The organism is Kosakonia pseudosacchari (assembly GCF_900184035.1).
Classification (GTDB): domain Bacteria; phylum Pseudomonadota; class Gammaproteobacteria; order Enterobacterales; family Enterobacteriaceae; genus Kosakonia; species Kosakonia pseudosacchari.
The window spans coordinates 612,290-633,464 of the sequence record NZ_FXWP01000013.1 but is presented as its reverse complement, the minus strand read 5'-3'; the positions used below and the strand labels follow the sequence as shown (position 1 = coordinate 633,464).

The 21,175-nt window shown below is 44.3% G+C and carries 21 protein-coding genes; 6 read left to right on the top strand and 15 right to left on the bottom strand.

What is annotated here, in order from left to right; all coding sequences use genetic code 11:
* Window positions 1-14 precede the first annotated feature (14 nt).
* Together wrbA and BN2591_RS13000 are read left to right on the top strand one after the other, a co-directional pair.
* On the top strand, window positions 15-611 hold the full coding sequence (gene wrbA, locus BN2591_RS13005; RefSeq protein WP_086872055.1) for an NAD(P)H:quinone oxidoreductase: 597 nt from the start codon (window positions 15-17) through the stop codon (window positions 609-611).
* A 20-nt stretch (window positions 612-631) separates the two neighbouring features.
* Complete coding sequence (locus tag BN2591_RS13000; RefSeq protein ID WP_017456265.1) at window positions 632-859, top strand: YccJ family protein; 228 nt, start codon at window positions 632-634, stop codon at window positions 857-859.
* Between the two features lie 46 nt (window positions 860-905).
* On the opposite strand, the gene agp is transcribed toward BN2591_RS13000, so the two are convergent.
* Window positions 906-2,144, bottom strand: a complete 1,239-nt coding sequence (agp, locus tag BN2591_RS12995) for a bifunctional glucose-1-phosphatase/inositol phosphatase (protein ID WP_086872053.1) — start codon at window positions 2,142-2,144, stop codon at window positions 906-908.
* A 152-nt stretch (window positions 2,145-2,296) separates the two neighbouring features.
* Between agp and BN2591_RS12990 the strand changes: the two genes are divergently transcribed.
* Together BN2591_RS12990 and BN2591_RS12985 are read left to right on the top strand one after the other, a co-directional pair.
* Window positions 2,297-2,743, top strand: coding sequence for a winged helix-turn-helix transcriptional regulator (locus BN2591_RS12990; protein ID WP_086872051.1), 447 nt, complete (start codon window positions 2,297-2,299; stop codon window positions 2,741-2,743).
* Between the two features lie 133 nt (window positions 2,744-2,876).
* On the top strand, window positions 2,877-3,659 hold the full coding sequence (locus BN2591_RS12985) for an SDR family NAD(P)-dependent oxidoreductase (RefSeq protein ID WP_086872049.1): 783 nt from the start codon (window positions 2,877-2,879) through the stop codon (window positions 3,657-3,659).
* On the opposite strand, the gene BN2591_RS12980 is transcribed toward BN2591_RS12985, so the two are convergent.
* The gene (locus BN2591_RS12980; protein WP_086872047.1) at window positions 3,656-4,015 is read right to left on the bottom strand and encodes a winged helix-turn-helix transcriptional regulator; all 360 of its coding nucleotides are present in this window, start codon (window positions 4,013-4,015) and stop codon (window positions 3,656-3,658) included. The genes BN2591_RS12985 and BN2591_RS12980 overlap by 4 nt on opposite strands.
* Window positions 4,016-4,115: 100 nt before the next feature.
* Here BN2591_RS12980 and BN2591_RS12975 point away from each other — a divergent pair, with 100 nt between their 5' ends.
* Window positions 4,116-4,865 carry an SDR family oxidoreductase gene (locus BN2591_RS12975; protein ID WP_086872046.1) on the top strand — a complete coding sequence of 250 codons (750 nt, stop codon included), beginning with the start codon at window positions 4,116-4,118 and terminating at the stop codon, window positions 4,863-4,865.
* A 37-nt stretch (window positions 4,866-4,902) separates the two neighbouring features.
* On the opposite strand, the gene BN2591_RS12970 is transcribed toward BN2591_RS12975, so the two are convergent.
* Both BN2591_RS12970 and BN2591_RS12965 read right to left on the bottom strand, forming a co-directional pair.
* Complete coding sequence (locus BN2591_RS12970) at window positions 4,903-5,637, bottom strand: YnfC family lipoprotein (RefSeq protein WP_244173005.1); 735 nt, start codon at window positions 5,635-5,637, stop codon at window positions 4,903-4,905.
* A gap of 252 nt (window positions 5,638-5,889) precedes the next feature.
* Window positions 5,890-7,272 carry a diguanylate cyclase gene (locus BN2591_RS12965; RefSeq protein WP_086872042.1) on the bottom strand — a complete coding sequence of 461 codons (1,383 nt, stop codon included), beginning with the start codon at window positions 7,270-7,272 and terminating at the stop codon, window positions 5,890-5,892.
* A 391-nt stretch (window positions 7,273-7,663) separates the two neighbouring features.
* Between BN2591_RS12965 and BN2591_RS12960 the strand changes: the two genes are divergently transcribed.
* Window positions 7,664-8,257 carry a helix-turn-helix transcriptional regulator gene (locus tag BN2591_RS12960; protein WP_244173004.1) on the top strand — a complete coding sequence of 198 codons (594 nt, stop codon included), beginning with the start codon at window positions 7,664-7,666 and terminating at the stop codon, window positions 8,255-8,257.
* 63 nt (window positions 8,258-8,320) lie between these two features.
* Here BN2591_RS12960 and BN2591_RS12955 read toward each other — a convergent pair whose 3' ends face one another.
* From BN2591_RS12955 to BN2591_RS12905, 11 genes are all read right to left on the bottom strand, one after another.
* The gene (locus BN2591_RS12955; protein ID WP_086872039.1) at window positions 8,321-9,322 is read right to left on the bottom strand and encodes a hypothetical protein; all 1,002 of its coding nucleotides are present in this window, start codon (window positions 9,320-9,322) and stop codon (window positions 8,321-8,323) included.
* 10 nt (window positions 9,323-9,332) lie between these two features.
* Complete coding sequence (locus tag BN2591_RS12950) at window positions 9,333-10,265, bottom strand: ACP S-malonyltransferase (protein WP_086872037.1); 933 nt, start codon at window positions 10,263-10,265, stop codon at window positions 9,333-9,335.
* Between the two features lie 11 nt (window positions 10,266-10,276).
* Window positions 10,277-11,644 (bottom strand): hypothetical protein, encoded by a 1,368-nt coding sequence (locus BN2591_RS12945; protein WP_244173003.1) that lies wholly within the window; start codon window positions 11,642-11,644, stop codon window positions 10,277-10,279.
* A gap of 17 nt (window positions 11,645-11,661) precedes the next feature.
* A complete protein-coding gene (locus BN2591_RS12940; RefSeq protein ID WP_244173009.1) occupies window positions 11,662-12,396 on the bottom strand; it encodes an outer membrane lipoprotein-sorting protein in 735 nt (244 codons plus the stop codon).
* A 59-nt stretch (window positions 12,397-12,455) separates the two neighbouring features.
* On the bottom strand, window positions 12,456-13,766 hold the full coding sequence (locus tag BN2591_RS12935; RefSeq protein WP_086872031.1) for an ABC transporter permease: 1,311 nt from the start codon (window positions 13,764-13,766) through the stop codon (window positions 12,456-12,458).
* Window positions 13,767-14,423, bottom strand: a complete 657-nt coding sequence (locus BN2591_RS12930) for a hypothetical protein (protein ID WP_086872029.1) — start codon at window positions 14,421-14,423, stop codon at window positions 13,767-13,769. It lies immediately after the preceding gene.
* The gene (locus BN2591_RS12925; RefSeq protein WP_086872027.1) at window positions 14,407-15,114 is read right to left on the bottom strand and encodes an ABC transporter ATP-binding protein; all 708 of its coding nucleotides are present in this window, start codon (window positions 15,112-15,114) and stop codon (window positions 14,407-14,409) included. Before BN2591_RS12925 ends, BN2591_RS12930 begins: the two co-directional genes overlap by 17 nt.
* Before the next feature lie 6 nt (window positions 15,115-15,120).
* On the bottom strand, window positions 15,121-16,107 hold the full coding sequence (locus BN2591_RS12920) for an ATP-binding protein (RefSeq protein WP_086872025.1): 987 nt from the start codon (window positions 16,105-16,107) through the stop codon (window positions 15,121-15,123).
* An 11-nt stretch (window positions 16,108-16,118) separates the two neighbouring features.
* On the bottom strand, window positions 16,119-17,330 hold the full coding sequence (locus BN2591_RS12915) for a beta-ketoacyl synthase N-terminal-like domain-containing protein (protein WP_086872023.1): 1,212 nt from the start codon (window positions 17,328-17,330) through the stop codon (window positions 16,119-16,121).
* 4 nt (window positions 17,331-17,334) lie between these two features.
* Entirely contained in the window at window positions 17,335-19,893 is a 2,559-nt protein-coding gene (locus tag BN2591_RS12910; RefSeq protein ID WP_086872021.1) for a beta-ketoacyl-[acyl-carrier-protein] synthase family protein, read from the bottom strand.
* A 100-nt stretch (window positions 19,894-19,993) separates the two neighbouring features.
* Complete coding sequence (locus BN2591_RS12905; protein ID WP_086872019.1) at window positions 19,994-21,154, bottom strand: aminomethyl transferase family protein; 1,161 nt, start codon at window positions 21,152-21,154, stop codon at window positions 19,994-19,996.
* Window positions 21,155-21,175 lie beyond the last annotated feature (21 nt).

The following is a 21,175-nucleotide window of genomic DNA, read 5'->3' as shown; positions in this document are numbered from 1 at the left end:
CAGGAGTGATGCAAATGGCCAAAGTATTGGTGCTTTATTATTCAATGTATGGACATATTGAAACGATGGCGCATGCCGTTGCCGAAGGTGCGCAAAAAGTAAGTGGCGCCGATGTCGTCATCAAGCGCGTACCGGAAACCATGCCGGCAGAACTATTTTTGAAATCAGGTGGTAAGACGCAAAACGCGCCCGTCGCCACGCCGCAAGAGTTGGCTGACTACGACGCCATCATTTTTGGTACGCCGACGCGTTTCGGCAATATGTCCGGACAGATGCGCACGTTCCTTGATCAGACTGGTGGATTGTGGGCATCAGGCGCGTTGTACGGCAAGCTGGCGAGCGTCTTTAGCTCCACCGGTACCGGTGGCGGCCAGGAACATACCATCTCGTCAACATGGACTACCCTTGCACATCATGGGATGGTGATTGTGCCTATTGGCTACGCTGCGCAGGAGTTGTTCGATATTTCGCAGGTTCGCGGAGGCACACCTTATGGCGCAACAACCATTGCCGGTGCCGACGGTTCTCGCCAGCCCAGTGCCGAGGAGCTGGCAATTGCCCGTTATCAGGGTGAATACGTTGCGGGCCTGGCAGTAAAACTCAACGGTTAACCTTCTACAGGAGGAGACAGATGCCAACTCAAGAAGCAAAAGCCCATCGCGTGGGTGAATGGGCCAGTTTACGAAATACGTCGCCGGAAATTGCCGAGGCGATCTTCGAACTCGCCGATTATGACGAAAAGCTGGCAGAGAAAATCTGGGAGGAAGGCAGCGATGAAGTGTTGCTGCGCGCCTTTGAAAAAACCGATAAAGATTCTCTTTTCTGGGGCGAGCAAACCATAGAACGGCAAAACGTGTAGCAACAGGCTCCCTCGCGATGGCGAGGGAGCTTTCGTTTCACTTTTTTTATTTTGCCGCGTCGCGCATTACCGCATTGAACTTATCAATTGGACAGAACCCTTCGCCATCTACCGGGCAACCCTTTAAGGCCAGCGTGACACGCTGTGCCGGGGATTTCAGGGTCAACGCTTCGGCGTTGCGCAGCTGATCGCGGCTCTGATAAACATATTCAATCTTCATCAGATCGCGATTCCCCGCCGTGTCATGCCAGCGCTGGAAAACGATCTTCCCGCCAATCGGCGTGCGTTCATTCTGGTCATGCAACTGATAAGGTTTGAAGTCGAGCGCCGTGAGCAACGAAGCGATGTTGGAGTCATGCCCCACCAGCAGGGTCAGTTTCGGCGCGCGGTCAGCCTCTTCCACCAGCGTTTTGTCGATGTATTTCACCAGCGGTTTGGCCACGTTGCGCGCCACTTCCGGCGAGGTGAATAAGGTATCCTGATAGCTATTTTTCAGCTTCGACAAAATATTCCATTGCTGATCAGTTTTGATTTCGCCCCACGCCACCTGGTCCATTGGGAACCCTTCGTAGTACTGCAAGGTGAACGCGTCTACCAGCGAGTTCCCCACTTTCAGTGGCCCGGAAACTCCCGGCTCCTGCTGATATTTCGCGCTGAAGGTATCGGTGCTATCTGCCAGTGAGCATTGTTGTTTCTCTTTACAGGCTGGCGACTGCTGGTAGCGGATGATTTTTTCCAGCAGTTTGTAGCTCTCTCCCAGCGCATAGTGCTGGCGCTGAGTTTCCATCGCTTTCACCGCCTGCTGGCCGAACGAGGCGGACTCGTCGGTGATCACCGGATTGAAGGTCGGATCCATAGTGCCCATCTTTTCCTGATGATGTACCGGGACATCACAACCAGGAAACGCGCCGTTGATAAAGAACTGCGCTGTAGCGACAGTACGTTGCAGACTATTAGCCCAGGCGTAAACGCTTTCTGGCGCCGGGCACTCGCCCGTAGCGATGAGTTTCTGTTCCGCAAGCCATTCGCGCATATAGTGCCCCATATACACTTCCAGCACGCCGCCTTTGGTGGTGAGCTCCCCGCCGGGCACATCCCACTCGGGCCATTTGTTGGGTGTTGATTGTTCCAGCACGCTGCCATTATTCGCCAGCGGTGCACGTAAGTTATGACGGCTCATAATCAACACTTGCTGTAACTGATAACCCTGTGGTGCCGTTTGCGCCATCGCGGCAGGAAGTACCATGGTGGAGGCCATTGCACTAAGCCAAAAAACCGTTTTCATTATACTTTCCTTATTTTTCTACCCGAAATTAGATTGTGACACATTCATGACATCTCACTCGCATAAGATCTGCGGAGTGTGCACTGGCGCAAAAAGCGGTGTGAAGCCGCACGATGTGGTTTTATAATTAAACCGCTAACCGGAGAACCGCGATGAAACGTACTCGCTTTGAAGAAACTTTCTGCCCTGTAGCTCGTTCACTGAATATTATTGGCGACTGGTGGTCGTTACTCATTGTGCGCGATGCATTAGCTGGCGTGACGCGGTTTGGTGAATTCCAGAAAAACCTGGGTATTGCCAAAAATATGCTGACTGCACGTCTTAAGCTACTGGTGGATGAAGGTATTTTGCGCACGCAACCCGCCTCTGACGGCAGCGCCTGGCAGGAATATGTGTTAACAGAAAAAGGCCGCGCCCTGCAAACGGTGCTGGTCGCTCTCTCGCAATGGGGACAAGAATGGTTGTTTGAGCAGGGTGAACCCGCCAGCGTGCTGGTCGATAGCCATACACAACGTCCGTTACAAAAACTGGCTCTGCGCGCCGAGGATGGCCGTGAGTTGCTGCCAGAGGACGTGCGGCTGCGTACTGCCAAAATCTGATAATTCAATTTGTTACCTCAAACGATTATAAAATCGCACTTTTTGCCGCCCAATTTGGTTGCATTATAAAACCAAATAGCAGAAGCTACATTTAGTTTTATGATGAAACCATTTAATAACGAGGTAAGAGAAAATGACAACTGCATTGATTACCGGCGCCTCTTCAGGGATTGGTGCTATCTATGCCGACCGTCTCGCGGCACGTGGTTACGACTTGCTGCTGGTCGCGCGGCGCGGCGATCGTTTACATGCACTTGCCGACGATTTGCAGCAGCGACATGGCGTAAAAATCAACACGCTGGTGGCCGATCTCAGCAAGGCTGAGGGGATCCAGCTGGTTGAAACGGTTTTGCGTGACGACACGACGATAAATCTGCTGGTGAACAATGCCGGTGCAGCAAATCTTGCTCCTGTCCTCAGCAGCAATGCCGATCAACATGAAGCCATCAACACGCTGAATACGACGGCGCTGATGCGTCTGACGCTGGCAGTATTACCGCGTTTTGTGGAAAACAATCAGGGAACCATCATTAATATTGCGTCAGTCGTTGCTTTCCATGCTCGCGCAGGCAGCGCGGTCTATAGCGCGACGAAAGCCTGGGTGCTTAATTTCACCCGTGGTTTGCAAGAAGAGTTTGCCGGGAGCAATGTTCGCATTCAGGCTGTGCTGCCAGCCGCTACCGCGACTGAAATTTGGGGGCATTCCGGTATTACACTCGATGCGTTACCGGAAGGCTCAGTAATGACCAGCGAAGATCTGGTCGACGCGGCGCTGGCAGGCCTCGACCATGGAGAACTGATCACGGTTCCGCCAGTCGAGGATTTACAGCTGTGGGATAACTGGGAAGCGGCGCGACTCGCGCTATTTAGCGCTTCGCGTAATGGCAAACCTGCTTCACGTTACTCACGCGATTAACGTTTTAACTTATTACCGTGATTACGCATCCACTCGGCCAGCGGATCTAACGCGCCGCGCAAGGTCAGCCCCAACGGGGTAATGCAATATTCGACGCGCGGCGGGACTTCCGGATAAACCTGTCGGGAGACCAGCCCGCGTTGCTCAAATAACCGCAACTGGCGGGTCAGCTCTTTTTGCGTAATCGGTGAAACAGCACGCTGCAACTCGCTAAAGCGCACCGCCGTATTCAACACAATTAAGCGGTATAAAATCGGAATAGCCCATTTTCCGGAAATCAGGCTGACAAAATCAGTCATCGGACAGGGCTCTGTCACATAATTTTTTTTCGGCAACAATGCCGCTGAATCCGCCATAACGCACCTTCTGTCTCTTTAGTACCCATCTGGTACCTTGTATCCAAAGGATACTAACGGCTCTATAGTGCTTTCTCAAGTTTAAATAGAGGAGTCGAAAATGGGACGCTTAGCAGGAAAATACGCACTGATAACCGGCGGTACCACCGGGATCGGCCTTGCTACCGCACAAGAATTCATTGCCGAAGGCGCGCAGGTAGCCATCACTGGCCGTAACCCGGACACCTTAAAACAAGCGCAGGCAATACTTGGTGATAATGCCTGGGTTATTGCTTCTGATGCCAGCCGAACCGACGATCAGCGCCAGCTGGCCGCCACCCTCGCGACGCGCTGGCCACAACTGGATGTATTGTATATTAATGCGGGTGATGTCTCGCACGGCTTACTTGAAGAGTGGCGGGAAGAGAACTGGGATCGGTTGATGGACACCAATCTTAAAGGCCCCTACTTTCTTATTCAGGCTCTCCTGCCACTGCTACATAATCCCTCGTCAGTCATTTTGTGTGGTTCAGTCAGCGCGCGGATAGGACTGCCGACCAGCAGCGTGTATGCCGCGAGTAAGGCAGCGCTCCTGTCACTTGCCCGTACGCTATCGGCGGAATTGCTTGCGCGCGGGGTGCGCCTCAATGGTTTGAGCCCTGGCCCGGTTGAGACGCCGGCGCTGAATAAGCTGGGGCTGAGCGGCGCGGCGCAGGCATCGCTGCAAAGTGAAATCAAAGATCTGGTGCCATTAGGAAGAATGGGCACACCGACGGAGCTGGCGAAGGCCGCGCTATTTCTTGCTTCGGATGAGTCCGCTTATGTGGTCGGCACGGAATTACTGGTCGACGGCGGTACCGGTAGTTTGTAAATAAAACGGAGCCAGCCAGTGGCTCCGCTTTTACAACTCAGTAAAAATTCGCGCGGGTGGCTACTGTCATATGCGTCAACGCATCCCCGGAGTTTGCCGGGGTGACATTTATGTGGCAAATAACAGGAACTTGCCTTTCGTCGTACTGGCATTCACTCACCGCAGTGAAATTAAAACGGGCATCAAGAGCAGATTCGTTGACCATCGTATAATCGAGCGGTTTATTGACGCTATCCGGGTAGCTAATGCTGGTTGAAGAGGCGACGAGATCGCCTGAGTAATATTGCACCTTTTTGATATTGCCATCAGTGTCGTAGAAATGATCGGTAATTTTTAGCGTCCGCAGCATTGTCTCGCCGAGCAGGCCTTGCGCATTGGTTTTGTAATCAAGATGCCCATTACTCTCATCGCGGCTCGTTAAATTGCATTTATCATCCAGCCCAAAAGTGACAGGTTGATCGTTAAATGTCCCTTTTAACGCCCTCCCCTCTTTGACTAAATTCATATGGCTATTATCGGATTTCCCGTCGCGACGTAACCTCTGTACACAGCCCTCAGCTGATAACGCCACATGAAGCGTGTAAACCTCGTTGCCTTTATCATCGGTTCCCACAGAATCGATGGTCTTGACATGACCTTTGACCGGGTTGAAATCGAGCAGTGTCGACAGATTTAACAGTACCGGAATATAGGTTTGCTGTGCACAGGCTACCGTGGCGGTGCTACCAAGCACGAGCGCCAGCAAACAGGAGCAAATTTTCACTTCTGCCATCCTTTGACATAAAGTGAAAAGAGTAACAAATGCGGATAATTCAGCAAGACCAGACAGAGGAAAATCTGAAGGCGAACAGAGTCAGTTTTGCTTAAAACCGGTTAATTTGATCGCACATGTTGATAATCGCCAAAAGCATGGCTGTTTAAGCCCCAACATTCCCGGTTAATTACGCCCTTTCCTTTTCACAAACTGCGAATAAAAAGATCGCTACGGTTAAATCGACTATAGCGTTAATTTTATCCGGATAATTCAATCTGGTGCTTTCCATAACTCGACACGATTGCGCCCCTTATTTTTGGCAATATATAGCGCCTCATCAGCAACCTGTATTAAACGTTCGTAATCAGGGTGCCCACTGAACATTGCCGCACCGATAGAAAGGGACAGTGGAATATTTTCACCCGAAGGAGAAATAACATTGGTTTTTTCAACACGGCCACGAATACGCTCTGCAATACGCAACGTATCAAACTCTGTCGCCTCAGTTAAAATAATGACAAATTCATCACCGCCGTAACGGAAAACATAGTCACTGCTACGCACATTGTCATAAAAAGCGTTCGATACTTTGCGTAAAATTTCATCGCCTGTATGATGACCCCATGTGTCATTAATTTGTTTAAATTTATCAACATCAATAATTAATACAGACAACGGTGTATTCATCCGCTTGGCATGGGCAATTTCGCGTTTAAATATCGTCGGCAAAAAGCGTCGATTAAGGAGTTTTGTCAGCACATCCATTCCCACTTCATGCCGGGAAACCTCCTCAAAGAGTTCACGCAACATTGTAATGATCTGCGAAACGGTATTTCTGATCTGAATAAGAAATTTGACACGGAGCGTTCTGTTACTTAAAGCTCTGGGGGTAATGCGTGTATTACGAAAAACTTCATCAAGATCCTGAATGAGGCGAGAGATATGCCCCACTTCGGCGATACCGCTAAAGTAATGACGGCCTTTATGGTTGAACCACAGGCCAAAGTCAGACTGGCTGAGGGAGAGGCTGTTACCGAGATCAGCGTCCATAATGATTTTGTAGATAAGGTCAATCTCCCAGCTTAACAATGCAGCGATCTGACGCTCTTTTTCTTCTTCCGCATTCTCAAGTAGCGAGAAAATACGGTAATTCTCATCCTCCTTCGCTGAGTTGTGTTCCGTAAAGGTAAAAGCGCGCGACATCACTTCCATGGCCAGATCAATACTGTTAATGGCGTAATGGTAAACTTCGAGCTTGTCTGCTGCACTGTAAGAGGAAGAATTGATCACCGGGAAGAGGATTTTTTTAAGAACACGGAAACCCATTTCTACAATTTCAACCGCAATGCCAATACGCGCGTGGATCGAAGCCACGTGTTGCTGAACCGCTATAAGCCTATCAATATCAGTGATTTGACAAGCTAACACATCTTTAATCCACTTCTCTAACGCTCTTTTAAGATGCCGTTCTACTTGATCATTAGACAGAAACTCTTCCGCATGAGGGTCGGTCAGCACAATACGGTAGAACTCCTGACTCAGAATATGTGCATGCGTATTGCCAACTTCCGCCGCTAAAAAGCGAATACGTTCATCTGTTCTATCAATGAGATGAAACCATTCACTTTTCATTAATTTAAGATAATTTTCCATTACTTAAACCCTTACGATAGTTAACGCGTTTTCTGCCTGCCCTCATCAGCATGCTGAACATCGCAAGCCGGGAAATCCTAACAAATGTTGAAACTTCTCCATTCTATTTTAAAAAAGCGAAATAATATGCCAAGAAAAAAAGAATCTACAAGATAAAAAAACAACATTATCTAAAATGCATCAGTTAATATCTTTCTTTATTTAAAACAACAAAATCACAAAATTCATCTAAGAAGTATAGACGGCAAACACGTAATTACAATCCACTCCGCGTCTAACCTTATCACTCACAAGGTTCCATTTAAGACTATTTAATTACAGGTTCCACTCCCTGCTAATTATAATCCAGGAATTATCCGCAGAATTATTCAACATGATATCGAGCAAACACATGAAGATTTATACAATCAGTGACGATGTTTATTTCCAGAATGGAATTATTTCATTAGCCAAATCGAAGGGATGGGACATAGTTGCACATGAATTAGATTCTTCACTTACCAATCAGCTCACGCCAGATGACGTCGTTATCCTTCACCTGGACGCGAAAAATAACTCCTATGCCAAGGCAATCTCACCACTTAATAAGGTCTGTAAATTACTGGTTATTTTAGGTGCCACGAGGGATATCGTGATTAATGATGCCGATCTGGTCATCAAATCCAGGGACTCGCTTCTCGACATCAGCCGCGCAATTAGAGTTGTGGCTAAAAAGAAAAAAGAGGTTTCGATCAGAGATAGTGAGCTCAGTGATATCGAGAATACTATTCTCAAAGAATCACTAAAAGGCAAAAATATTCATCTGATAGCTAAGTCGCTTAATATACCGCCCAAAAGGGTTTACGCTTATCGCAACAAGGCGTGCAAAAAATTGGGGGGAAAGAAAATAAGCGACCTGCTTTTGATAAGAGATAAACTACTTGAAGAATCATCAACATTTTTCACCTCTCCTGCCAGTATAAGAGAACTGGATTACAGCTTTTAAAACATGCAAACACAAGATCGTCACCGCCTGTAGTAATAGAAAAGCTACAGGCGGTTTATTTATTTACCAAAGATGGGTCTGTTTGTCGATCGTCCCCCAGCGGAAGTACATGTCACAAGCCATCATAAAATCCCGATGCCAAAGCGCGTAAATATGTAGATAAGTAAAGCCAATGCAAGGTAAAAAGCAGATCAGAAAATAGATCTCAAACCAGAGTTGCCATCCGGACCATGCCAGTAACATGCTAGCAAGAATGATCCAGACAAATTCAATGCACAGTAACAGGATCATTCTCCACCAAAAGGGTTTGGCATAGAATGCAGGCCATGGCAATGACACTGAAAAGTAAAAATCAATTTCTTTTAAAAACAACCTACCGAGTAAAATATAACGTTTCGACAAACGAGTAAAAAGTAGGTTCATCATTAAAACAATGCAGCATAAAATAAACATTGCGACGACTGCCTCAGCAGAAAAAACACCGACCAGAAGCGAAAAATCCGCATCATGTTTCAAAGGCGAAATAGTCAGTAAATTTAAAGCGAGACTAAGAATAACATACGCAACAATATAGCGATAAAGATGTTTATACTTCACTTTTTCAACCGCCGCTGTTGCTACCTGCTTAATATAACTGGTCCTTAAGACCCGAAACACAGCGTAAATAAAAATCGGTGAAATCGCCAACAAAGGAATCATGACGTACATTGATGGATAAAGCAGAAAAACACCCTTTATAAATAATCCAAAGACAGCGGCAAAAAAAATACTGACAACGAATGGGTGAGAAAACCATTTTTCTATTCTGCCAAGTTTCTTCCCGGTAAAAAAGGTGAAGTCCATAGCTTTAGTAACGCATTTGTATGCCCAAAAAGCTTTAAGTTCATAAATTGAGTTAAAGAGTAAAATACTCACAATACCACTAATATAATAAACATCACTTTGATTAATTTTATAGCCGTTATTCTTCCAATAAAAACCAATCATAATAAAAACAACAACGAAGAGAAAAGGCAATATTTTTTTATCCTGAACACGGATAAATTTGAGATAGTCTGGAATCACAATAGCACCATTAAATTGAAAATAATCCCCTGCAATGTAATGTCATCTCAGAGTTAAAATTTACGAAATCCTTTAACACTTTCCCAAGGTAAGCTTTATTGCTAATTTCAATGAACAAGACTGGGATTTTATGTGCTAAAAACAGCGACATTGAATCTGCCCATTTAACAGTATGCGTCAAATGCAAGGAGAGATTTTCTTTGATCTGTACCGGTTCGCTTTCTGCCCTGCCCGTCACATTCATGACAACATCGTACTGGGGAGGGCAAATTTCAGCGTCTGAGAGATATTTGCGCATTAAAGGTACGCCTTCGGCCATCAGACGCGTATGCCAGGCACCGCTTACACCGAGCTTCGCAGGCTCATAGCCAGCAGCACGGAGCTGATGTGGAAACTCATTAAGCGCAGCTACCGATCCGCCGACTACTTGTTGTTGGCAGCTGTTATCACAACTGATATCGATTGGCAGATCGGATTCAGTGATCATTTGGCTGAGAGCGGTATGATCGACGCCTTTCACCGCCAGCATATAACCTTTGTTTTTTTTACTAACCTCATCCATCACCTGCGAACGAAGATGGATCAGGCGAAACAAATTTTCCAGTGTTAAGGCTCCGGCAGCATAAAGTGCACTATATTCCCCGACGCTATGCCCGCATGAACCGATAACATGTGTGTCACCAAGTTTATCTTTGCAAAGGGTATAGAGCGTAACATTCATCGCGGTTACAGCAATTTGTTGCACAGTTGTCTGGATCAAGCGATTCATTGGTCCTTTTAAACATAATCGCCTGATATCCATACCAGAAATATCGCTGGCGCAATCCCAGATGCCACGTATCGTCTGATTAATATTCCACAAATCAGCCCCCATACCGATAACAGGATTACCCTGGCCAGCAAAAAGAAAAACAACAGGTTGTGATGTACTATTGATATCCATAAATAATATCCTTACAAATGATATTCAACTCCCAAATAAAAACCAACCGATCTACCAAAGTGGGAAAATTCAGCATCTTGTGAGCCAACCGCCGAAAAAACACCCGCATAACCTTCAACTTTTCCGTCGAAATAATCAAACGGTGTCGAGTAGTGCATCCCTATTAACGAACTGTAATCCACCATGTTCGTAACAATATAAGGTTGCAAGCTAGAACCATCTTCTATAGCTAAACTTGCATAAGCATTAATATAATGTTTACCCTGTAAGTTTCCTTTATTTGCGACATTACTTATCTCTGCACCCATGAGATATTTATACGCATCAAACACCTGGTCTAGTACAGCATACTGATTTTTGGTGTTGAGATAATCGACAAAATTCATTTGTTGCCGCCACTCACGTGCAGAATATCCCTCGCTTTGAAAATAGTATTCCAAACCAAACATACTAAAGTTATCTGTTGTGTACTGCCCCCCTATCGCCAGCTCAATACCCTGCTTCTCTTCGGTGGTGTAAAGCGAAGACGGGAAAGCATAACTTTGCACCGCAGCAGCCCGCTGTGGTGAAAAATGGCGCCATTGCTGGTCTGAATGCAAGGCAATTTCGGCATTGATAATCCATTGTGGCGTGTAATTAAAACTGTCAGCTAAAGCAACAGAGCGAGATTCTCCTAACATCACATTCATTGAAGACGTATGTTTTTTAAGGCGATACTCAGTATAACTTAACAAATAACGTTCACTCGAATTAGAACGTTGATCAGCAGACCAGTTTCCTGATGAGTCATAGCGTTTATTTATTCGTGCTAATCGAGGTGCGACAGTGAAAGCCAGGCCATAATCTCTTGTCTCATGAATAAGGCTTGCTCCCCAAAATGATTCGGCATAAATCGGCTTCATTGCCGGAGTATAAAGTCGATCATTTTTAAATCCCGCATAATAGTTGGTTAGCAGAGCCGATGGCGATTTAAGAAAAAAAACACCCGGTCTATCTCTGAGTTTACCGGCTTCCAGTCGAACGTTATCTGAGGCTATAAACGTAAGCTTAACCTGATTCAGGAGCATTCGCGAATGATGATTATCCTTCTCAAATTTCCCCAGAGATCGCCATGGATAATAAGTCAATCCATACGCTGATAGCTCTAAATTCAGACGTTGTTCAATAAGCGAACAATCACTGCTGAATTTCACGCCTGCACTATTATTAATATTATCTTTTACATAAGCGTTCTTACCTTCAATATTCCATATCGATGGTTTCTTTTTTGTATAAGAGCCTTGCAACGTTAGCGTAACATCAGCATTTTTTTGAATATCTGAACCAGAAAGACAACTTGCATAGAGACTAAAAGGTAACAGTATAAATGATAAAGTCACCAGAGTTATGCGGCAACTCACTTAACACCTCGTTGAATATATTCCCTGGTAAAATTAGATTCAGGCAATAACTCGAACCTGGCATCACTGTATTCCATTACAGAATAGCCCTTACTGTGCTTTGCATCTCGCACAACTATTCTCATTGGTCGCATTTCCCCTAGCACCATTTGAAAATTTTCATACTTAACTGTTTTAAGCAATTTATCGTCCATTGAATAATAAGATGCCTGATATGGATGATAATTCTCTTTTTCAACCAAATAGATAATCTTTGGATATGTCACTGCATCTGATTTACGTAGCAAGACGAGTTCGTAGCAGATCGATTCCCCGCAGGGCTTATCTCCAGCCAGTGTTGCGCTATAAGAATATTCAAAGTTAGTAACGATAACATCACCATTTGAAATTTGCCCAACTAATCTTTGTTCGCGCGATACAGGTATAGGTCGTCGAAGCGATGGCGTATAAAACCATAAATCATACCAGTCAGATAGCATGATATTTCCTTTATCCCGGGGGGGGTAGATAAAACGAGCCAGTGAACGAGCATCAGCTGGCATTCCTTTTTCAGGCTTCATAAAGCGCATTGATATATCAAGAATCTGTTTGTTTTCTTCCTTTTCTACACCGTCTTTGTACTCCAGAACTGTAACGGTGTAGCGAAAAGGTTTATTTGGTGAGCGAATCTCATCAGCGCGACGAATAATATCCAGCGCTCCGACTGAAGCTATGACGCTGGCATTTGCCATTATAAGAAAAAAAGACACAATAATGATTCGGAGACTAGCAGTGACAATCATATTAAGCCTTAAGAGAATTTAAATGCATCTGATATATTTAACCTGGATGCTCGCAAAGCCGGCAGTATTGAAGCTAACGAGGAGGTTAACACAGGCAACACAAAGGTTAGCCATATTAGCTCGACGTTGTTAATTTTAATGAAAGCAGTATAACCTTGCGTTTGCCCGGGTGAGGGAGGCATGGCAATACCGTGTAGATTAATAATACCAGCAAGAATAAAGCCGATAACAAGACTACCTATCGCACCGAGAGTACCAATAAATATTCCTTCCAGCAGGAACAACCGCGAAACATGTAATGGCTGTAAACCAATAGCCCGTAGCGTGGTGATTTCTCGCGTACGCTCTATAATGTTCATCGTCATCGCATTACTGATCATAAAGATAACGACAAGAGCTACTATGAGCTTAATAAAGAAATAAATGCCTGATAATAAACTCTCTACTTGTTGATAAAAAATAGAACTATCTTTCCAGCTTTTTACTATTAACGGCAAATGATGTTCATCAATAAAATGTCGTAAATTATTAATAAAAAGATCCGTATTATCTTTTTTTAGCAGAATTAATACCTTGCTTACGCCATCTGTACCCATCAGTTTTTGTGCTGTCGCCAAAGGCATTTTCATCGCAACATCATCATAATCTTTAATCCCTGAGGAAAAAATACCTCGCAATTTCAATGAAAGAGCGCCCTGACCACCATGGGTGTTGACTGTCATTATATCAAGCCAGTCACCATAATTAGCATTTAGCGTTCCGGCAAGCCCTTCACCGAGGGTGACTTCATTGGTTTTCACTCGAGATAAATCACTACCAGAAATAATTTTATCGAATGAACCGAGCTTTAAAGATGGTAACGGCTCCACACCTAACCCTGAAAAAAAACTGGAGGTTTCATTTTCGTACTGTGATACGACGCCGCTAAACTCAAGTTGTCCTGAAATAGTTGAGATATCAGCAGATAACGCATGATCGCTGAGAATTTCTTTTTTCAGATTTGCATAATCTGCAATCAAGCTGCGGCTTTTATTTGATGTCTCGAAATATTTGGGGTTATAGATCTGTACGTGTCCTATATTTGTCCGAATCGTCTGCTCCTTCAAAATCCAAAAAGAGTAATCGATAAATCCACCATAAAGAAAAATAGACACGCCACCAAGCATAATGGCAATTGTTGTTGAAATTGTTCTTTTTTTATGCCGAAACAAATTTAGGAATGAAAACTTTGCATCTCTAAATTTAAAAAGTAGATAATAAAGGACAAAACACATTATCACAAGAATAATTATATTTGTTAAAAGCATGTGCATGGACATCTATTCGCCTTTGAATAATGGAATGACAATCTGGGTAACTTCATTCATATCCCACTCTGGTTCAGCATGAAGATTTGTATCGAAAAAATTAGCATCCACGGAGGTTTTCGCTTTTATTTTTTCCATTAACAATTCGGCCTGCTGAGGCTGATTACAGTTTACCAAGGCTTTATAACGCATATATTCAATATGTTTTAAAATATCATTATCGAATACATTCTTTTCTTTTAATAAACGCTCGGTATCATCAAGTGTAACCACGCAACGCCCTATTACAGCAGGTAAATAAGCGTCGATACGAGCACGTAGATATCTAATACGAGGATTGCCTTCATGTGAATCTACTGCTTCATCAAGATAAAAAAAACCCGTTTTCGCATATTCCGAAGCATGAATAAAATCATTAACAACCGAAAAATGATTCGCCTGTCGTAACATTCCATAAGAATAAAAGATCAGCGATGTCACGTTCTTCGTTTTTTCAAATTCCTGGAAAAGCGCCTGTGTCGTTTCCTCTAACGCTTCGGGTTGTTCAGGAAACCCGTGCTGTATCACTTTATCGGCCTCCGGAGCGGTCATCGCATAAGCCGTATTCGCTATAACAGCGCAGACCAACCCCACCCAGAATAACCAATAATACTTACGTATTTGTGCCATGAACTAACGCTCCATCTTTAATTTCAATGACCCGCCCGGCTCTGTCTCTGAGTTGGGTTGAATGCGTGGAAATAACAAATGTGGTGCCGGTCTGCTGATTTATTTTCATCAACAGCTCTAAAATGGCTTCCCCCGTTGTTAAATCCAAATTCCCGGTCGGTTCATCGGCGACAACGACACTGGGTTCATGCGCAAGCGCACGGGCAATCGCAACGCGCTGCTGCTGTCCTCCCGATAACTGACCGGGTTTGCGATCGACTAAATGGCCAAGCCCCACGCTATCGAGGAAATGTAAAGCGCGCTCTTTCGCTTCTTTCTTATTGAAATGTGCATTCAAAATAAGTGGATAAAATACATTATCAAAAACACTAAGTACGGGAATAAGGTTAAAAAACTGAAAAATAAACCCTAAGTATTTGCTCCGGATATAGGCCAACTGTTTTTCGGGCATTTCATTAAGAACATTATTAAGAAACATGGCAGTTCCAGCGGAAGGCGTATCGATGCCAGAAAGTATATTAAGCAATGTACTTTTCCCACTACCGGAGGGCCCACATAGCGCCACAAACTCCCCTTTCTTAATTTCAAGATTAATGTTTTTTAGCGCATCGACCTTATTCTCGTTAATACCAAAACTCTTAGAAATATCCTGCATAAAGATAGCTGGTAGTTCTTTTATTGTATTACTCATCAATCATCACCCTGCCGAAAAGAGAGTATCAAAATAACCATACCCGCCGAATTTATCAGCTAATACTGTGCGCATTTTTTTTGAAGAAACCGTTTTGTTTAACAGATACTCCCAACTCAGCGCTGGTGTCAGGCAACCACTCGCCCCATAGATATCCTTCAGGTCGACAACATCAATGCAAGTTTTCGGAGCTATATGCGTGATATTCTCTTTTCGCCCCAAAAAGGTGAGGAGATCACCTTCCGATAAATCTTTTGTTATCTCATGTTGAAGGTAATCCAGGTTATCGTGAGCCACATACTTACCACAATTCACTCGTAGTGCACTTTCGCGTAAACTAAAAATAAAACACCCTGTTCGTTCAACGGAGAGCTGGACGCCATTTTTATGCTTCGTTTTGATGCGGCCTCTTTTGCCCGGGATAGCTTCATCCGAAAAAACTAATACGGGGATCGCTCTGTATGCTCCGCATATCACTACAAAATCGAAAACATTCCAGTGCAAATAATCTTGCGCTAATTGCATCGCTTGTATTAATGAAAAATTCTCTCCACGAATTTTGCAGGTCACGTTTTTGATTGAGAATTTCTTTAATATATTTTTTGGTAATGTGTCAATCGTCGCTGTATGCAGCGCACTGGTGATATTTTCAAAGACAGATGATTCTCCCCACGTATCGATATAAATGAAAGCAGCACGCGACTTCAACAGTAACATCCGATCCCTCGGGGTCATCTGCTGCAATGCGGCATCCGCGGTTTGCTCCATGGACTCAATATAATCAATATAACGCGGTTTGCGTATCATTTCCCGCGCATACGCTTCTTTATCAGTGCCGAATCGCTTAAACGCCCAACCACTTGCGGAGGTAGATTTAAGCGCCTGATTATACAGATGAGCTTCCCATGCATTTAACCAGTGCGGAGCATAAAAATAAAAATTATCTGCTGGTTCCGCAAGCGAAAATGATGAAAGATAGATCTCGTTTTTCATATATATAAATCTCAAATGCTGGTATCAGACATGACAATACCGATAATTGATCCATCAACACCGAGCCCCGTCTTCAGCAAATGTTTCTTTTCATGTTTAACAACGCCGATATCCGTCAATAACTGACCTGCTATTTCTTCAATAATATCGTCATTGCTTACCGGAGTAAGTAATTCACGCTGGCGAAGAGAGTGTTCGCCAATAATCAAATCGACGATCCCTGAACCTGTTGTGGTGTAACCCAGTTGTCCTTTATAAGCGAGAACCGGAACAGAGTGCTTGTCAGAAAGCATTGCTATCGCTTTGGCTTCTGCCTTATCACTATTTGACGAACCATTGCCATGGGGAACAATCGCGCATAAATCACCGAGCTTAATACTCGCCTCATCAAGTATTTTACTCATTACTTTAATAATATTAGCGCTTAACCAGGCTGAATCATTGCTGCGGCTTGCACTAATTTGCGAATATGTTGATTTGAGTTGTATACCACCGTTTACTCCTCTGGCCTGGCGATGTTTCTCACTTTCAAGCAGTATGACGCAGCACCCCTCTGAAAATAATACCGAGCTGCTATTTTGGCAAAACGGTTGTACTGATTCACCATCAAGCATAGATTGATTTTCGAGAAACCAGATATCTTGCGTTTTAATTTTAGAACAGTTAATTACACAAATAAGATCTGCCCCATCATTATCAATCGCCTGACAACCAAGATGCACTGCAGTTAATGATGAATTACTGGTGCAATGTAAATCAGGCGGAAGATAGTGTAATCCATACTTATGCGCAATATTGTAGGCAAGTTTATCCTGCGACATATTGTTAGCATGAAGTCGGCTTATTGATGGCGAACATTTAAGATCCTCAACATCATTATGATCATAAAAGGATTTATAGTCCATGCCATCAACACGTGGCCCCAGGCCAGTTAAATATACCCTTACCCTTTCACCGGTAAGGGCGTTTTTGCTGAGATTAGCCTGGGCCAGCGCTTCATCAATTAATCGATACAATAACGTTAATGGGCTATCATCTATCTGCTCCAGTCTTGCCACGCGCTTATTTCCTGTAAATCCGCATTTCCGTGCAACTTCCTCAGAAACAAACCAATAATTTTCATTAACACGCTTACCGGAGCGAAGATTATTAATCAGCTGACAATAATTTTCTGCAAAGGGTAAATATAGACTGTAACCTGCAATGATAGCCGCATTATCCATTACGCTATTCCTTAATTACAAATGCATAATAGTTGCCACCTTCTGTAGCCCCAACCAGAAGTACATGCTTAAGCGTTAAATGTTGAGGGCTCCGTACGAAGTTTATACGTGAGTCGAAGAACGCTTGAGTATAAGGAATGGCCGGCACTGATTGCTTTTTAATGCAATCAGTGAGAACCAAAAGATTAAGTAACCCGGCAGATGAAGCCACGAAACCGAAATAAGCGTTATAGTTAACAACCGGAACCTGCGGATTCTCTTTGTGGAAAACGCTATAGATGGCGTCGATTTCGATTTGCGAATTTTCTTTACTACCATTGCTACTGCCGCAAACCAAATCGATATCTGCTGCACTTACACCAGCATCATTAAGCGCACGTTCAATGGCGAGCGACATTGCTGATGATTTTTCATTCAATAATGATGCGTCAAAGTAACTGTTACTGCTGGATTTACCGTAGCCCGCAATTTCGGCCATCACCTCTACACCACGTGCTACTGCGGCATCCGGGTCTTCCAGCAATAACATACAAGCACCTTCGCCGGGAATGAATCCCTTTGGCTGCTCACCATAAATCTGATAATCGTTGACATCAGAAGTCATATGGATTTTCTGTGTTAGCGCATCCATATAGAGTGACAGTGAGGGGAAATATTCATCAGCACCACCCACTATCACATGGGGTTGCAGGTTTTGCCGGATAATTTCATAGCCATAGGTTAGTGCGCCGAGTGCCGCATTTTCACCGGTAGCGAGTGTGGTGGTATAACCTTTAATACCTTCAGAAATACCGCAGAAAGTAGCGATAGAATTCATTAACGAGCCCGGGAACTCGGAGGTACTGACTTTCCGCGGATCGGGTTTCAGGCTCTGCAAATATTTATAGGTTGTCTCCTGAGGGCCACGAGACATCCCCATGATCATGCCGAGCTCTTCGCCATCACGCTTTATTTTACGCTTTGCCATATTCAACGATTCAGACATCGCAACAAGCGCAAACGTACCGCCACGCGTTGCCTTTCGGGCATCAAAACGGCGCAGATGTTTACGCGGCTCCAGCCCCGTTACCTGGAAGGTCTTAAAATCTGGCTCCTGTTCCGGAAACGTTACGGTGCTCATGGCAGCTTCATCACCAAAAATTTCTTCGAGTTGATTTGTGGCTACCAGCACCCGTAACAATTCACGCGCTTCTGCGAGGGTATCATCAGGAAACGTGACGCCGCCCAACACAGGAGCGCTATTTTTTTGCCAGACGTTGTACAAAATGTCATTAACCGTGTGACCAATCGCCGTTACAGCTCCTACACCAGTAATAGCTACACGTTTACTGTCATATTGACTGACCGGGACCGTCCCTGGTTTTGTACTCACCACCATGCAGCAGTTATTTCCACCAAATGCATAGTTATTTTTCATAAAGATATTAATTTCTTTTTCTCGAAACGCATTTGGAACATAGCCCAGGTCGCAATTTGGGCGCGCAATTGAGAAATTGAGCGTTGGCAAAACTTTATTTTCAGGTAGCGTCACCAGGCAAGCGATGAGCTCAACAATGCCTGCAGCGCCAATGTTGTGACCGAAATAAGATTTTGTTGAACTGACAAGCAAATTGTCGCTATCAGGAAACACTTTCTTCATCGCCAGCGTTTCAATGCGGTCATTCGCTTCTGTACCTGTACCGTGCGCGTTTACGTAATCAATTTGTTCCGGTTTTACGCCAGCATTCTCCATGGCTTTAAGCATGACCTGAACAGCACCACTGGCTCGCGGGTCCGGGCCTGTTTCGTGATAGGCATCGCAGGAGGTTGCGTAAGAGAGAATCTCACCATAAATTTTGGCGCCACGGGCGATAGCATGTTCATAATCCTCCAGCACGATCGCACCGGCCCCTTCGCCGATAGACATACCAGACTGGCCTGAAAAAGGGGTGCAGGAGTCGGGGTGCATAACATTCAATGCGTAAAACCCAGCAAACGTTGGCAGGTAGATAGGTTCTGTACCGACAGCCAGCATGGTCTTACTTTTACCATTTTGGATATAGTCAAAAGCCATACCGATCGCGTTAGGGCTGGCAGTACAGGCGGTTGCCACCAATTCCCCGCCGCCTTTAAGGCCTAAGAGTGTCGAAACACTTGAGCAACAGGAAGAAAATCCCCCCGAATAAATAGCCTTGCGGAGTGAGAAATCATCCATTCGCTGCTCAAAAATTGGCAGAAACGCTTCTGTTCCGGCGGAAGAGACGCCGATAATTAATCCTGTCTCATCCAGACATGTTTTGTTATTGATAAGCCCCGCCTGTGTCAGGGCATCCTTGCCCACTTTGTATGCCCATAAGGCGGCATTATCCAGTGAATGGATAATGTGTTCGGGGAGCTCTGAATAGTCTATTTCGTGAAGAACTTCCGCTGCACGAGCATTTTCAAACCACGCCGTAAATCGCTCACTGTTGCCGACACCATTTTTTTTATCAAAGAGCGCTTGTTTAAAATCTTCAATAGTTTCAGCAAGGGATGACAAAATCCCCATACCAGTAATGACAACACGTTTTCGATTCGTCTTCATCGTTATCCCCCGAGTAGAATATCTTTTAGTCAATAATAAATAGACAAAGTAAAGCGACATATTTATATGTGTCGCTTTACTTTCATTTTAATTATTAGAATTACATGATTCGCTTTGACTTTGACGCATCAATAAAACTATGTTCAGCCGGATTAACCAACATACTTAAGTTATATAAAAACGGCACACTTTGGGTTCTTGCCGGGATACTTTCTTCTGACGTTAAAATTTCAAACCCAGGGATATCCGCAAAAGCATAGTCATTATCAATTAAAGCTAGCGCGATAATTGATTGCAACGCAGGGGAAAAACCGGATTTAACAATAATGCCAACCTCTTTACCCTCAACCAAAACTTTATCATCAGATTGAATACTATTGCACTCAGCCGTCGGGAGCATACCAACGAGTTTACGCTCTCCTTGAGTATGCGACTGTGGCTCTATAACTGACTTGCCAATAAAGTTTTCTTTATCGTATTGAATTGCCCACTGCATTTGCAGTTCAATTGGGTTTTGGCTATAGCCGGAAAAAATACTTTCATCCCAGCCTGTATTCTCAAGGCGAACAATATCCTGATATTGAATGCCCCCTGCTTTCAATTGATATTTTTCACCAATTGAAAGGATAGTTTCCCACAATTTAACAAGGGAAGATTCCTGCCCAATGGCCATATACGCAAATTCACCATGCTTTCCGCAGCGGAAAATGATCAGATCATCGGCCTCATTAATATATTCAAAATAAGGCAAACCAATGATGTCATAGCCATATATTTCTGACATCACTTCCCAGGAGTAAGGGCCTTCCAACATGATTGAGCCCCAGCCATTGTCTGCCATAGATTTAATCTCCGGCGGTTCAACAATATCAACTGCTTCACCACTTTCTAAAATCGAGGTAAGACGTTCAATTATCTCCGGAGCCGGGATGTTTTCAGAAAGGATGTAATAGCCGTCAGAGGTGCAGAGCACATAAATGTCCCCACGGATGGTACCATCCTCATTTAATACTAATGAGTAGATACCTTGTTCATCACGAATGATTGAAATATCAGCAGAGGCCATATGATTGACTAAAGCCCAGGCATCGTCTCCCATCACGCTAACGATAGACATATGGGAGTAATCGACAAGTAATGCATTTTCCCTGACGGCTTTATATTCAATCGCAAGATCATGATATGCGACAGGCACAGTGCGATTATTATAAATGCCCATCCTGGCATTGTTTTCCAAGTGCAACTCATTAAGAGACTTCATAAAACCTCTTCGGGTAAACTG